Annotated in this window: 20 protein-coding genes; all 20 read left to right on the forward strand. The window is 41.9% G+C overall.

The window, feature by feature from the left end; genetic code table 11:
- Positions 1-175 precede the first annotated feature (175 nt).
- The 20 genes from HYG93_RS05600 to HYG93_RS05695 all read left to right on the forward strand — a co-directional run bounded on the left by HYG93_RS05600 (position 176) and on the right by HYG93_RS05695 (position 13831).
- The gene (locus tag HYG93_RS05600; RefSeq protein WP_178961980.1) at positions 176-742 is read left to right on the forward strand and encodes a hypothetical protein; all 567 of its coding nucleotides are present in this window, start codon (positions 176-178) and stop codon (positions 740-742) included.
- 528 nt (positions 743-1270) lie between these two features.
- Positions 1271-1417, forward strand: a complete 147-nt coding sequence (locus tag HYG93_RS05605) for a hypothetical protein (RefSeq protein WP_178961982.1) — start codon at positions 1271-1273, stop codon at positions 1415-1417.
- A gap of 203 nt (positions 1418-1620) precedes the next feature.
- Positions 1621-2058 carry a hypothetical protein gene (locus HYG93_RS05610; RefSeq protein WP_178961984.1) on the forward strand — a complete coding sequence of 146 codons (438 nt, stop codon included), beginning with the start codon at positions 1621-1623 and terminating at the stop codon, positions 2056-2058.
- Positions 2018-2659, forward strand: coding sequence for a putative metallopeptidase (locus HYG93_RS05615; protein ID WP_178961986.1), 642 nt, complete (start codon positions 2018-2020; stop codon positions 2657-2659). Before HYG93_RS05610 ends, HYG93_RS05615 begins: the two co-directional genes overlap by 41 nt.
- A 45-nt stretch (positions 2660-2704) precedes the next feature.
- Complete coding sequence (locus HYG93_RS05620; protein WP_178961988.1) at positions 2705-3175, forward strand: DUF2280 domain-containing protein; 471 nt, start codon at positions 2705-2707, stop codon at positions 3173-3175.
- Positions 3165-4574 (forward strand): phage terminase large subunit, encoded by a 1410-nt coding sequence (gene terL / locus HYG93_RS05625; protein ID WP_178961990.1) that lies wholly within the window; start codon positions 3165-3167, stop codon positions 4572-4574. The genes HYG93_RS05620 and terL overlap by 11 nt, the downstream gene beginning before the upstream one ends.
- 9 nt (positions 4575-4583) lie before the next feature.
- Positions 4584-6041 carry a DUF935 family protein gene (locus tag HYG93_RS05630; RefSeq protein ID WP_178961992.1) on the forward strand — a complete coding sequence of 486 codons (1458 nt, stop codon included), beginning with the start codon at positions 4584-4586 and terminating at the stop codon, positions 6039-6041.
- Complete coding sequence (locus tag HYG93_RS05635) at positions 6042-7244, forward strand: phage minor head protein (protein ID WP_178961994.1); 1203 nt, start codon at positions 6042-6044, stop codon at positions 7242-7244.
- On the forward strand, positions 7244-7414 hold the full coding sequence (locus tag HYG93_RS05640; RefSeq protein ID WP_178961995.1) for a hypothetical protein: 171 nt from the start codon (positions 7244-7246) through the stop codon (positions 7412-7414). The genes HYG93_RS05635 and HYG93_RS05640 overlap by 1 nt, the downstream gene beginning before the upstream one ends.
- Before the next feature lie 52 nt (positions 7415-7466).
- Positions 7467-8435: a hypothetical protein gene (locus HYG93_RS05645; protein ID WP_178961996.1), complete on the forward strand. Its 969-nt coding sequence runs from the start codon at positions 7467-7469 to the stop codon at positions 8433-8435.
- Positions 8435-8818, forward strand: a complete 384-nt coding sequence (locus tag HYG93_RS05650; RefSeq protein ID WP_120368487.1) for a hypothetical protein — start codon at positions 8435-8437, stop codon at positions 8816-8818. The genes HYG93_RS05645 and HYG93_RS05650 overlap by 1 nt, the downstream gene beginning before the upstream one ends.
- A gap of 3 nt (positions 8819-8821) precedes the next feature.
- Positions 8822-9898 (forward strand): major capsid protein, encoded by a 1077-nt coding sequence (locus tag HYG93_RS05655; protein WP_178961997.1) that lies wholly within the window; start codon positions 8822-8824, stop codon positions 9896-9898.
- 10 nt (positions 9899-9908) lie between these two features.
- Entirely contained in the window at positions 9909-10265 is a 357-nt protein-coding gene (locus HYG93_RS05660; protein WP_178961998.1) for a hypothetical protein, read from the forward strand.
- Positions 10266-10273: 8 nt separating this feature from the next.
- Complete coding sequence (locus tag HYG93_RS05665; protein WP_178961999.1) at positions 10274-10714, forward strand: gp436 family protein; 441 nt, start codon at positions 10274-10276, stop codon at positions 10712-10714.
- Between the two features lie 7 nt (positions 10715-10721).
- Positions 10722-11273 (forward strand): phage virion morphogenesis protein, encoded by a 552-nt coding sequence (locus HYG93_RS05670; protein ID WP_178962000.1) that lies wholly within the window; start codon positions 10722-10724, stop codon positions 11271-11273.
- Positions 11263-11694, forward strand: coding sequence for a hypothetical protein (locus tag HYG93_RS05675; RefSeq protein WP_178962001.1), 432 nt, complete (start codon positions 11263-11265; stop codon positions 11692-11694). Before HYG93_RS05670 ends, HYG93_RS05675 begins: the two co-directional genes overlap by 11 nt.
- Positions 11695-11703: 9 nt before the next feature.
- Positions 11704-11889 (forward strand): hypothetical protein, encoded by a 186-nt coding sequence (locus HYG93_RS05680; protein ID WP_120368503.1) that lies wholly within the window; start codon positions 11704-11706, stop codon positions 11887-11889.
- On the forward strand, positions 11879-12622 hold the full coding sequence (locus HYG93_RS05685; protein WP_178962002.1) for a hypothetical protein: 744 nt from the start codon (positions 11879-11881) through the stop codon (positions 12620-12622). The genes HYG93_RS05680 and HYG93_RS05685 overlap by 11 nt, the downstream gene beginning before the upstream one ends.
- A gap of 286 nt (positions 12623-12908) precedes the next feature.
- Positions 12909-13493 carry a hypothetical protein gene (locus HYG93_RS05690; RefSeq protein ID WP_178962004.1) on the forward strand — a complete coding sequence of 195 codons (585 nt, stop codon included), beginning with the start codon at positions 12909-12911 and terminating at the stop codon, positions 13491-13493.
- Positions 13494-13552: 59 nt separating this feature from the next.
- Complete coding sequence (locus HYG93_RS05695; RefSeq protein WP_178962005.1) at positions 13553-13831, forward strand: hypothetical protein; 279 nt, start codon at positions 13553-13555, stop codon at positions 13829-13831.
- Positions 13832-13881: the final 50 nt, after the last annotated feature.

Genomic DNA, 13881 nt, shown 5'->3' on the forward strand with positions numbered 1-13881 from the left:
TGGTGGGCTTTTTTTATGAGAGCCACAATTTTCTACTTCTATGTTATTTTTACTAAGAATCTTTAATGCACAAATTGTGATACTTTTGCTTTTTATAGGGTTAGTTTGGTATGCCTTTTGGCTTCACGACTATTGGGAAAAGAGCAAATATCAGGAATATTTGCATGACGTAGACATGAAATTGGAAGTTGCAAGAGTAGATCCTAATATCGAGATTTATGCGGATATTAATATTCATCGGTATAGAAAAAATGAAGTTATTTATGGAGGAATGAATATTTCTATAATTCCAATAAATTATGAGCAAATTCTATCTAAACTTAAAATGGATCCAGATTATTCAAATAGCACAGATAAAGTATGGGTTATAGAATTCTATAAAGAGGATTTACTTTTTATTCATTATGATAATAGTAAGTGTTATTATTATGACGATTGCTCTTTTAGAGTGATTTTTGATGATGATCCATCAAGTACTATTTCAATCAGCCCTAGTGACTTTTCACGAGGATACCAGCAGAATTATTACACTTTATCAGCAAGTGATACATCAAATAGTATCTACTCTGCTTTAAGGGAAAAATTTTTTAATTCTAAGAAAGCTACCTTATATATTGATATAAAAAATTCTAAATCCCCTATAAAAATCGAATACATTACTGATGCTTTGTTTGACTTTGATGAAATGCAATCAGCAATGCGGGAGCACCTCAGTTCGAGGTTCGACTTTATGATTGAATAAAAAATATCAGCCAAAAGCTTTTTTTATTCGTAGTGGTTTAAATTGAATGCCGTCACCTTGCGCTTTTAGCTCAGATGGATAGAGCATGGGTTTTCTATACCAATGGTTGTAGATTTGAGTCCTGCATGGCGTGCCAGATTCTAATTTTTTAACTTTTTGGTGTATTTTGCCAGTGAGTATTGTTCTATTAATGTTCAATATAGCAAGCAGAAACTAGCTGTAGTTTCTGAATGGCCCTCCAAGGTCCTTAGTTTATAGCCCACACTACACCTAGCGTGGGCTTTTTTTGGCGATTTTTATTTTCAGGGAGATGCTCAGCATGCTCCAATTTTTAAAACGGTTATTCTGCATTCATGCGTACGACTATGAATCAGATATTTTTATTCAAGCAGAATGCCGCAATTGCGGTAAAGCAAAAAAGTAACCCTCGCCACAACTCTAGTGGCATTTTGCCGAACGGATTACGGCACACAAAACCCCTCGCATTCTAGATGTTGAGGGGTTTTTCTTTTCTTATTGGTAGTGAATATGGTTTATGTCGCAGTGGGTTTGGTTTCATTCTTACTTGGGTACGGGGTGTGCTTTAAGTGGTTTAAGAAAGACATTGTTGAAGGTAAGCCAATCGCGTTTAACGAAGGCGTATATGTAGCATCTAAAGCGAAGATTGAGCCATGACAGACAAGGTGCAAGAAAATCAAGACTTTATATTTTGTGATTTTATTCACATTTTTTATTAAAAAATTGACTTAAGTAAAATTAATGCATTAATATACAACTGTTATTTAATAATAAATAAATAACAATAATCCTTAATCAGCGCAAATGATAAAGGTGAAGCTTCATAGGGGACTATGGAGCTTTTTTAATGGGCGCCGTATATGAACGCAGACGACTATTTAAAGAAAACTAAAAAGCGCCCACCAAAAACAAAACCACGTTCCAAACCCTTACCAAAAGCAAAAGAGAAATACCTAGAAGCAGAAGAAACATTTTTTCAGGAATTAGAAGAAAACTTGATTGGCTATGAGCGTAAATTTCAATTTGAACATACCAAAAACTGGCGATTCGATTTTTATATCGTAAAGCTCAGGCTTCTTATAGAGATAGCTGGTAGTCCTTGGGCTGTAGGTCGCGGTGGAAAAAAGATAGCAAACGCATTTAATAAATATGATTTGGCTGAAGACATGGGATATAGAGTTGAACGCCTTGAGCCACATCAAATTGGGTCAGGCTATGCAATTCGCTGGATTCAGAGTCAGTTAGAGAGATTAGATAATGGAACAGATCAGACCATTTCCGCCGACAGACTTGATTGACCGAGCAGAAGAACAAGAAGCGATTCTGCTTGCACCTGCACCAGATTTAAAAGAGTGGGTTTTAGCAAACTGGCTGACCATTGGTGGTGAACTTCATAATCCTGATCATGACCACATTGCTGAGCTGCTTCATGATGATGAAGCCTTTTTGGCATTTGCGTGGGCTTCATCTGCTGCTATGGCTAAAAAGCGCATGGTGTTGGGCCAATGCGAAAAAGTGATGTTTAACCAAGGTGGATGGAAGAAAGCTCGCCAAGAACAACAAATGCGCGACTGGTTTGGCGCCGTACCTGTTTATCTAATAACAATTGATGCTGCGTACTGTGAACAGGCAGCTGATAGAGATTTTTGCAGACTCATTGAACATGAGCTTTATCACATCGGTGTAGAGCGTGACGAAGATGGCGAACCTATGTATAGCGATAACACTGGTCTACCTAAGCATTATTTAGCTGGCCATGACGTTGAAGTGTTCTTTGGTGAAACTAAACGCTGGGGAGCTGATGAAAATGTTAAGCGACTGGTTGAGATTGCGAAGCAGGCGCCGTTCGTTTCAGAAACAAGTATGGCGGCATGTTGTGGGACCTGTGTAATAGGTTAATTTTTTTGCCCACTTTCCTTGACGTACCTTGACGGATGGAGAGAAATGGCAAGACTAAAAAAACATGAGAAAGCCTTTATAGTTCGGTCACTTGCGCAGTTTATGGAGCCATCCCAAGTAGCAGAGGCTGTCAAGGAAAACTACAAGATAGATGTATCTCGCCAACAGGTTGAATGCTATGACCCAACCAAAGTGGCTGGTGCTGATTTATCGCAAGAATTCGTTGATATGTTTCACGAGGCAAGAAAAAAATATATTGATCAGCCGATTTACAACATAGAGGCTGCAAACGATATTGTTCAGCTTAGGGTTTTAAGTGCTTTATTTATTAAAAAGCAAGGCAATACCCGTGATGCAATCAAACTTTCAGATCAGATTCAGAAGATTGTCAAAGGCTATTATGAGAAGAAGATTGAAATCACAGGTAAAGACGGCAAACCAATCGAAACCATAAACCAGAATGTTTCAACCGAAAGCTACCTTACTGCAAGGGAGCAGGCCTTAAATGATTACTGACCCAGCACGTGAACTTGCGATTCAAATTGAAGCGCAGGAGGATTTGTACTTCTTCTCACGCTATATGTTCAAAGAGCGTCGCAAGTACAAATGGATGCATAACTGGCACCATCGTGTGGTTTGTGATGCTCTGATGAGAGTATTTTATGGTGAAACTAAACGCTTAATCATCAACATTCCGCCACGTTATTCCAAGACTGAATTAGCAGTGATTAATTTCATGGCGTGGTGTTTTGGCAAGGTACCTGATTGTGAATTTATTCATATCAGCTACTCAGCCACATTAGCAGCTAACAATGCATTTCAGACCCGCAACTTGGTACAAGAAACTGCATATAAACGCGTGTTTCCTGATTTTCAGTTGCGTGATGACAGTAAGGCTAAAGATGATTGGCGCACGTTAGCTGGTGGAGTGTGTTATGCCCAAGGTACAGGCGGTACCATTACGGGTTTTGGCGCTGGCAAGATTCGAAAGGAGTTTGGCGGGGCTATTATCATTGATGATCCTCACAAGGCCAGTGAAGCGAGTTCAGACACAATTCGTGGCAATGTAATTGAGTGGTTTCAGAATACGCTTGAGTCTCGGACCAACTCACCAGATACACCAATCATTGTAATTATGCAGCGCTTGCATGAAGAAGATTTAGCAGGATGGTTGCTTGCTGGTGGTAATGGTGAAGAATGGGAGCATTTATGCCTACCAGCTATTCAAGATGACGGCACAGCACTTTGGCCTGCGAAGCATTCAATTGAGCGTTTGAAGGTTATGGAGGATGCTGCGCCGTATGTTTTCTCAGGACAGTATCGCCAATTACCATCACCGCCAGCAGGCGGTTTTTTTAAGCCCGACAGAATTGAAATTGTTGATGCATTACCTGCGGAATATCTGAAAGAGGTGCGTGCTTGGGATTTAGCTGCCTCAGAAAATGAAGGTGACTGGACTGCTGGTCCACGAATGCTCAAGACCAAAGAAAACATCATTTACATCGTGGATATGGTACGAGGTCGATGGGGACCTGATGGTGTCGAAAATACAATTAAGCAAACAGCCCAGATGGATGGAAAATCAGTAATGATTCGGTTACCTCAAGATCCTGGTCAGGCTGGTAAATCTCAAGCCAAAAACTTCATTACCAAGCTTTCAGGTTTCAATGTGAAGGCCGAGACAGTCTCAGGTGACAAGATTACACGTGCTCAGCCTTTTGCTGCGCAAGTCAACATTGGGAACGTGAAAATGCTACGAGGTGATTGGAATAAGGCGCTGATTGATGAGTTACGCAACTTTCCAAATGGCAAACATGATGACCAAGTGGATGGTTGTAGTGATGGCTTTAATGAATTGAATGAGGCACGGGTGGGTAAAAAGCCTGCTGGTGCGGGTAGTCGCGTATTTAATTAAGGTGTATTTATGGCAAAGTCTAAAAAAGACAAAGCGTCAAAGAAGGCTTTGTCTAAAGGTAATTTATATTCTCAAGAGGCTGTATCCGCATTTTTTACTCATTTTGGCAAGCAGCCCGATAATGATGAGGTGCTACGCAAAGCAGGTATTACGCGCCATCGGCTTAAGGTGTTGCTGGATGATGACGAGATAGCCCAAGCAGTTGAAACGCGGATTGATGCACTTTTGGGCACGCCATTTCGCTTAGAGCCCAGTGATACTCCAGAAGCTCAGCATTTAAAGCAACAGCTTGATGAGTGGTACTTTGAAATTGCTTCAGGCGCACTGAATGCTTTGTTTTTTGGCTATTCCGTGCAAGAGGCTGTATATGAGTTAAAGCCGGAGGGTTATATCGGATTGCAGTGGATTGGTGAAAAGCCGATGCAATGGTTTGAGCCTAAGAATGATGGACGGCTCATTTTACGTAAGGAAGGATCTAGCCAAGAGCATGTCGTTGATCAAATTTTTAAGTTTTTCCTTACGCGCCGTAAAGCCACCTATGAACAACCTTATGGTAAAGCATTGCTGGCGACATTGTACTGGTTGTTTTTCTTCAAACAGAATGGATTTAAATTCTGGGCAAAGTTCTTGGAGCGTTTTGGCACACCAATTCTACTGGGTAAGTGTAAGGATTCAGAAATTGATGATATGAATCAGGCGCTGCTTAATGCACATGCTCAAAGTGTGGTATCGATTGATGTGGAAGATGATGTTCAGGTTCTGTCAGCGCAGGGCTCGAGTGGTGGTGCAAATGGGGCTTTTGAGACGTTCAATAAAACCTTGGCACAGCAGATTCAAAAATTAGTACTCGGGCAAACGCTTACCAGCGGAACGGATGGAAAAGGCAGTTATGCGCTTGGCCAAGTCCATGAGAATGTCCGTGCGGACAAACTCAAATCAGATATGCGATTGGTCACCCCAACATTGCAAGCAGTAGTTAACGCACTATGCGAGTTAAACAATTGGGCTAAACATACAATCGTATTGGGTGAAGAATCTAAGGTGCTGAATACAGAGCAGGCTGAACGCGATACACGATTGAAAAATGCCGGTGCAAACTTCTCAGACGCATATTTCATTCGTGAATATGGCTTACAGGAAGGTGATCTTAAGACCGCTATGGAGCCATTTCAGCAAACTTTTTCCGCATTACCTAAACCTGCATTTAGCTTTAAAGCCTCAGTACAAAAGCAATCGCCTGAACAGCAAGAAGTTGAAGAGCTCACGGATGGCCAAGGTGAGTTGCAATTATTGACCAATGAGCAGATTAAGCAATTAGCAACTGAATCTGAGACGCCAGAAGCACTGTTATTTAATTTGTCGCAATTAATACCCGATGCAACACAGTCGCAGTTTACAGCGAGTTTGGATCAGGCTTTATATGCTGCGGATGTGTTGGGGTATGCAACAGCTGCTAAGGGGAAATAGATGCAACCAGTCACATTCCTTGAAGCGTTGCAGTACGCGCATGACAAAAAGATTGTGCTACCTGATGAGTTCTACTCGATGGACTTAAAGACTCGGCAGTTGGCGACCACGGTTAGCTTTTTATCTAGTCTAGAGCAGGTTGAGACTGTGATTAAGTCGCTGAATAAGACTTTGGCTAATGGTGGGACATTTAACGATTTCCAGAAGCTTATAGCTGAATCTGAGATCATTTTACCTAAGCATTACCTGGACAACGTATTTCGGACTAATATCCAAAGTGCGTATGGTCATGGTCGGTGGCAACAACAGCAAAGGAATAAAGATAAACGTCCTTATCTGATGTACTCGGCGATCAATGACAGCCGTGTACGTCCTGCACATTTGGCATTGAATCGCATTGTATTGCCGATAGATCATCCGTTTTGGCTGACGCATTACCCTCCCACTGGATTTCGCTGTAGGTGCACGTGTATCGCGCTTACAGAGGCGCAGGCATTGAAATACGGCATTACACCTGATGATAAGTTGCCTGAAGTTGCTGAGGCATTGGATTGGAGTTCACATCCACTGCAGTTTGGTGAGATGGAAGCGCTGGTTGATAAAAAGATCAATGTGTCAGTGCTGGACAAGGAATATCTCCTTGAGCAGAAGGAAGCCATTAAGGCTGAGTGGACTGCATCCAAAAAGCTTACAAGCCTTTTAGCTCCAATGAGTGATAAGAGTCGGGACCTATTTGGTACTGTGGTCAATACAGTTATTCCGCTTGATCCAACCATTAGGCCAAGTGCGATTAAAACATTCTTAGACTATGTACAGGGCAATGATGGTTCGCTTAGTAGCTACCTAAAACAGCCCTCTATTAGTTTGGCAGAAGATGTGCTTAAACGCTGGGTAAAAGATGATATGGCAAAGATTCACGCCGTATCAGCCAATAGTGCTGATGTGATTACTGGTTCAACCACGTTGGCTTACGCTGCTGTGCTTGAAGTGGGCAAGGTGGTCACTTTGGATGCTCCAATGCTCTTAGCGGGTCGGTCTAATGTGATGATTCAAATTGAAAATGCTAAAGGTTTAGGAATTGACCTTGAAAAGTTGAATGCGGGTGAAGGCATCCTAATCCCAATAGGTTTGTCGTTTGAAGTGGTTTCGATTGAAACACTGAATGGCAAGATGATTTACACACTTAAAGCATTGGTGAATTAATGACTGAAAAATGTGAATCGTGTCGACGTGGTTTGAATGGTCTAAATGGAAATGGTTATTCACCATGTAGTTGCGGGAAGAAAGTGGTTGTGATTGGTAGCCTATCAAAAGTGAATAATCTTGTTCGTGCTATGTGTTGTGCTTTATCGCGACCACCAAAGAAACCATAAGTAAAAGTTAACTGAAGCCGCCCAATAGGGCGGTTTTTTATGGAGCATGAAAATGCCAGAAGCTGAAAAGCCTAATCAGTATTGTTTCCAGCTCGGGCAACTGAGTGTTGATAATGCTGAAGAGGGTAAGAAAAAACGCACCTTCTCCGGTGTTGCTTACAGCGGGGAGCCAATCACTGATCATTGGTATTGGGATCGAATTATTTTTGATTTGGACTCAATGCAATTAAAAGGCCGCATTCCCGCGTTACTTGAACATCGATCAAGTCAGCGAGCAGGGGCAATCAATACACATTCAATTAACCATCAAACAGGATTAACTGTTTCTGGTGACTTAATGAGCAATGAGTTTGGTGCTCAGGTTGCTCAAGACTCGGATGATGGTTTTCCGTGGCAAATGTCTGTTCGGATTGAGCCTACAGCTATCGAAGAAATTCAAGCAGGCGCATCTGTATCCGTAAACGGAAAAGTTCATCAAGGGCCAATTACAGTATTCCGCGGCGGACGCATCCGCGAAGTGTCCTTTTGTGCTTTAGGTGCAGATGACAATACAAACGCCGTTGCCGCAAGCCACACACCAAAAAACTTTAATCAACCAGAGGACACAGACGTGACCGAATTAGAGCAAGAAAAAGCAGCCCGCGTACAGGCTGAAAAAGAGCGTGACGCAGCACAAACGGAACTTAAAAAGTTCAAAACTGATAAGCGTGAAGAAGATATTAAAGCGCTTGAAACGTCTTTGAATAAGCAATTCAGTGCTGAAGAAAAAACGTCATATACAAATATGGACGATGGTTCATTTGCATTTATGTCCCAGCAATTAAAGCAATTCTCGGCAGGCAATACACCGCTAGCTGCGCAACCACAAATTCAAGCAGTTCCACCACATCTTGCACACTTGTTTAGTCATCAAGCTACAGGTGGTCAAGGTGGGCAACAAGTGCAAGGTGGTAATCAAGGTTCAGCACTGGACCAAGCTTTTAACCAATTTGCTGCAGCTCAACAAGGAGCAAAACAATAATGGGCACAATTACTCAAACAATCACTACTACACAACTTGTGGTTGGTGATGGTGTTCGCACGGAAAATGCCAAAGTAAAAACGGCCACAGCATACAAGCGCGGTGATTTGCTAAAGGTTGGTACTGGCAACTTAGCAGACCATCCTGTAATCACTGAAGGCGTGGTGGGTGATTGGAATGCAATTGCGAATACCGATATGACTGCAGAACAAGCAACTTACCATGCAGCCAATGGTCTAGAAATGCCAATTTATGTACAAGGTGCATTTGATATTGCCGTAGTAACGGTAAAAGGTACCGCATTAACAGCTGGTCAATATGATGCGGTTCGTGCACAGGCATTGGTCAACAAAATCGAACTTCGTAAAGTCGTGGGGAATTAATAAATGAGTCAACAATTTACATTTCAAAATGCACCAGTTGAACTGCTGGATGTTCCGCAGCTGGTACTGTTAACAGATACCACTCAAAAGGTTGATACTTGGTTGATGGATCGATTCTTTCCGCAACGTGTGTCGTATACGAAAAAAGAAGTGCCAGTAGGTGAATTAAATACAGCAACTCCATTGGCTCCATTCGTAACGCCAACGGCTGCGGGTCGTCAAATTAAAGTGGGTGAGTCTGGTAACGTAAAATTTGTTAAGCCAGCTTATTTAAAGCCAATGATGACGGTATTCCCAAGCGATGTTCAAAATACTGCATTGATTACGCAGTTACGTAAATTTGGTGTGATTGCAACGGGCTCAAACCGTTTAAGCGATGCAGATCTATTGCTGATTGACCAAGCGCAAAAGGCTCTATATCTGCGCCAATCCATTGAAAACCGAAAGTTGCTGATTGCTCGTGATGTACTGCTTTACGGCAAAACAACATTCGCCTCTGCTGACTTCCCAATGTATGAAGTGAACTATGAACGTAATCCAGCTTGTAATTTCGCACCATTGATTAAGTGGGGGCAAGTGGGTGCCACACCAGTTAAAGACATCCAAGCGATGATTGATTTGTCTGTAGAACATTCAGGTACGTCTCCAATGATGGCTTTGACGACTTCGAAGGTCTATAACACCTTGATTAAAGATGCAGAGTTTAAGGAAAAGTTCATTGCGCCGTATGCAGGTATTAGCGTTCCTTTAACACCAACCTTTGATCAGATGGATAAACCTCAGTTCCGTGGTACCGTCGATAATATTGAAATCTGGACATACGATGTTCAGCACAGTATCGGTGGTGCAACACCTGAACGTTTTATCCCTGAAGACTTCTTTGGTTTGATCTCGGATGCAAATGGCTGGATCGCACACTGTGCAATTCAAAATGTAGAAGCATTTGGTCAGGCTTTAGAATTTTATTTGAGCCAATGGCAAGAAAAGAATCCATCCAGCATTCAAATGCTAGCTGAGTCATCACCGCTAGCCATCCCTAACAACAAGAACGGCCTTGTTGGCGGTCGTGGATTTGTATAAGGAATAAAGCATGCCAAAGTACATTGCAAAACAATCACTCGGTCACTTTCGACCAGGGCAAGAAATCACAGGGCTTGAAGCTAAACAACTTCAGGCCCTTTTAGCATCTGGGGCTATTGAAGAATATCAAGAGTCATCAGAACCTAAAGCAGATGGCTCAGCTACAGAGTTAGCAAGCCTCACAGCCGAAATTGCTGAGCTGAAGGCAAATGAAGAAATTCTGATTGCTGGCAAAGATAAATCTGATGCTGAAGTGGTTGAGCTGAAGGCGAAAGTTGAAGGTTTGGAAAAATCACTGGCCACATCCGAAGCTGCTTTAAAGAAAGCGACTGCTGAAGCCAAAAAAGCAACTACTGCCGATAAATAGGTGATGCTATGTATGCGACTCGGAACGACTTAGAAGCGCGTTTCGGGGAAGAGGAAATTCAGGGGCTGGAATCAATGCAGACTGTGGTGAATTCGATTGAGGAAGCTCTGCAGGATGCATCAGAGGAAATCGACAGCTATATAGCCGTTCAGTATGTACTGCCTTTACCTAATACGCCCAGCACATTGAAACGGATTGCGTGCAACATTGCACGCTACCGGCTTTACTTTCAGCAACCAACTGAAGAAATCGAAAACCGCTATAAGGCCGAAATTGATTTCTTGAAACGGGTTGCAGATGGCAAGGCAACCTTGAATATTCTCAATCCTCAAAATGAAGTCACTGAAGAAAAGCCAGCAAGATCACCTACCACACTACCAATCGGTTCAACTTATCGCGGTGGCGTATTTGGTGATGATGTCTTGAATATGATGCCTAGCATCAAGTGAGGCTGATATGTCAGGTGTAGGAATTGCGATTGAAGCGGATGGTGAGTCTGCAGTGATGCAGGCTTTAGCGCGGTTATCCAATTTTGATCAAAATAAGCCCAAACTGTTTGATGCAATTGGCCATTCGGTTGTGAGCAATATTCGCAACCGATGGACCAATGGTGAGGGTCTTGAAGGTAAATGGCGATTATCAGGGCGGGTCGCCCGTAAAGGTGGTACTACTTTGCGTGATACATCAAGACTCATGAATTCCATTACCCATAATGTTCTGCAGAATAGTGTCGAAATTGGTACAGATGTTGAATATGGCCCGATTCACCACTTTGGCGGTGAAATTCATTATGAAGCACGTATGCGCCGTACTTATTTCAGGCAGAACCAACGTTCTGGTTTAGTTGGTAATAAGTTTGTTCGTAAGGCGCGTTCCAATTTTATGCAGGAAAGTATGGGTAAGGCTTACAAGGTAAATATGCTGCGTAGACCATTCCTTGGCTTAACTGAAAGTGATGAATTACAGGTGATGGATTTAATCGTGGAGCATTTAACAAATGACGGATGAAGATAATTTCTTTGCGGTCCGTAATGAAATTTATGAAAAGCTGAAAGAAATTTCTGATTTCAAAAAGATCTATACACCGGCCAATTCTGCAAAAGTAACAGAGCTTTCCCAGGTGACGCCAAATGCTCAGATTTATTACCGACGCGTACGCAAGTCTGATGATGCTGGTCGTTCATCAGTAATGAGCTTAACCCAACAGTGGGAAGTCACGATTTGTGAGCGTCACGCTGCATCACAGCAAAATGATGGTTCTGCGGTGTTGGATCGTGCTGGCATGCTGACTTTGAAAGTTCTAAAGCTATTGTCAGGTTGGCGTCCCGCCTCCAGTAAGCGTCCACTCGAAATGGTTGCTGTGGAAGAGGATTATTCACCAACATGTGTGTATATCACTTTGGTATTTGAATCAAAATTGTTTGTGTAGGAACAATTCATGTCAAAACAATATAAAGCCCGGCAACCAGTCGGGCGTTTTAATGCAGGGGATATCGTAGGCGGTTTAAGCGAATCTCAAATTCAAGATTTACTACAGCGCGGCGTAATTGAGGTAGTTAAAGCAACTACAAAAACCAAATCTGTAGCAACTAAAAAAGAAGAGGTAAAAATCAATGTCGAATAAACCAGATTTAATCTCGCTCCAGGGTGAACTCTGCTTAGCAAAGATGATTAATGGCCAACCAGCGGCGCTACTACCGATCGGTAATACACCTGAGCTTCAGCTTAAAATTACATCAGAATCGACAGATCATTTTGAGTCTAAAACTGGGATGCGTGCGAAAGACGCTGTACTTCGCAAGCAGACAGGTGTTTCGGTTAGTGGCACTTTGGAAGAAGTGACCAAAGAAAACTTAGCTATGATTCTAAGTGGTAAATCCATTGAAATTCCTGCTAAAGCTGTACCTGAAACATCTATTGGTGCCGTAAAAGTTGGTGAAATGATTGATCTTGGAGTACGTAACCTATCTGAGGTTACTTTTAAAGGGCCAGCTGATACTGCTATCACAACTGATAAATATAATCTGGATCTTGTATTCGGTACGGTTGTTTTTAAAGAAGCAATTACTGATGTGAAATGGACAGGACAAGCGGGTGCTACAACTCGTACAACCATTGCAAATGATTTAGGTGGGGAGTACCGCTTCTTCTTTAAAGGTGTTGATACATATCAGGGTGATAAGGTTACTGTGACACTTTGGCGACTAGAACTTTCACCAGATACAGAATTTGATCTGATTCATGAGGACTTTGCTAGCTATAGCTTTGAAGGCGAATGCCTTGCAGATATTTCTAAAGCTAATGATCCAGAGCTTAGTATTTTTGGTCACATTGAGCGGTTCTCAGTAGCAGCCTAAACCTACTAGGTACAAAGATTTTGGCGCATCAGCGTCTTTTTTTTGTGCTCATAAAAGCAAAAGCCCAACGATTGCAGTCGCGCTGGGCTTTTTTATTTCCACCCGCCAGATAAAAGCAAGGGAAAGAAATCTGTGGTTGAAATTATAGCAGTAGTTTTACAGAAGTAGAGGTTGTAATGGAAAAACATGGCTATTGGAAGGTAACGGGTGCCATTTTGATGGGTATTTTCATCTGGCAGCTCTCAAATATTATTAATGCATTTGTGGCTCTAGCTAAGGTATTTCGATGAATGAGTTTTTCTTAGCAAATAATCGAAGCATTAAGATTGGCGACATTATTATTCGTCAATTTCAGATGTATGATTTTGATGAATGGGCGCCAGTAGCCAAGGTTATTAAGGATTTTATAAAAAACCATTCAGATGAAATTTATAAATCGCTGTTAAAAGCGCATACAGCTGAAGTAATCACTCTGCTGTCCAAATCTACACATCAAGATGAAACAGCGCTTATTTCGATGGTTGAGGCGTCAGAATCATTATTGATGCAGCTTGTTGACGCAATGTTTAAAGTGAATGATGTATTCTTTAGTGAAAAAGAGACAAAACGAAAATCTAAAAGAAAATCACAGAGCGAAGATACGGATCAAGCGAATTGGTTTGATAATTTTCAAATACTCATTGAATCTGGCCATCGTCATAAAGACATCATGCGGATGAGCTACGGCACATTCATTGGGTACCTAAAAGCAGCTCAAAGACAGCAGTCAGCCAATATGCGGATGCAAACCAGCTTAATGCGCGCTGCTCAGTATGCCAATGCTAAGGCATTTGCGAAATTAATTGATGAGCTGAAACTGAGCGAAGATTAAGCGTTGTGATGTGTAATTGAGCAAGTTATGATTTAGCAATTAATAAAAGGGGAAAATTAATGAAAAAATTATTAGTTGTCGTAGCATTAATGACTGCTTTTTCATTTGCTAATGCAAATTTAACCAACGCTGGTATTAATGGTGAGCGCGTTCGTGTTGGTGATAACTATGGCCAGATCGTAGGCAAACTTGGCCAACCAGCATCGACTTACGACTACACCAAAAATGTGAATGGCAAAGAAACACCAGTGCGTGAAGTGTCATACAATAGTGATGGCAAGAGTTATACGATTACCATTGAGAATGGCAAAGTAGCGAGTATTAAGACTTCGCGTTGAGTCTGAATAAATAAACGAGAACCTTCTTTTCGGGGGGAACTTAAAGATTG

This window comes from Acinetobacter sp. SwsAc6 (assembly GCF_013391565.1).
Taxonomy (GTDB): domain Bacteria; phylum Pseudomonadota; class Gammaproteobacteria; order Pseudomonadales; family Moraxellaceae; genus Acinetobacter; species Acinetobacter cumulans.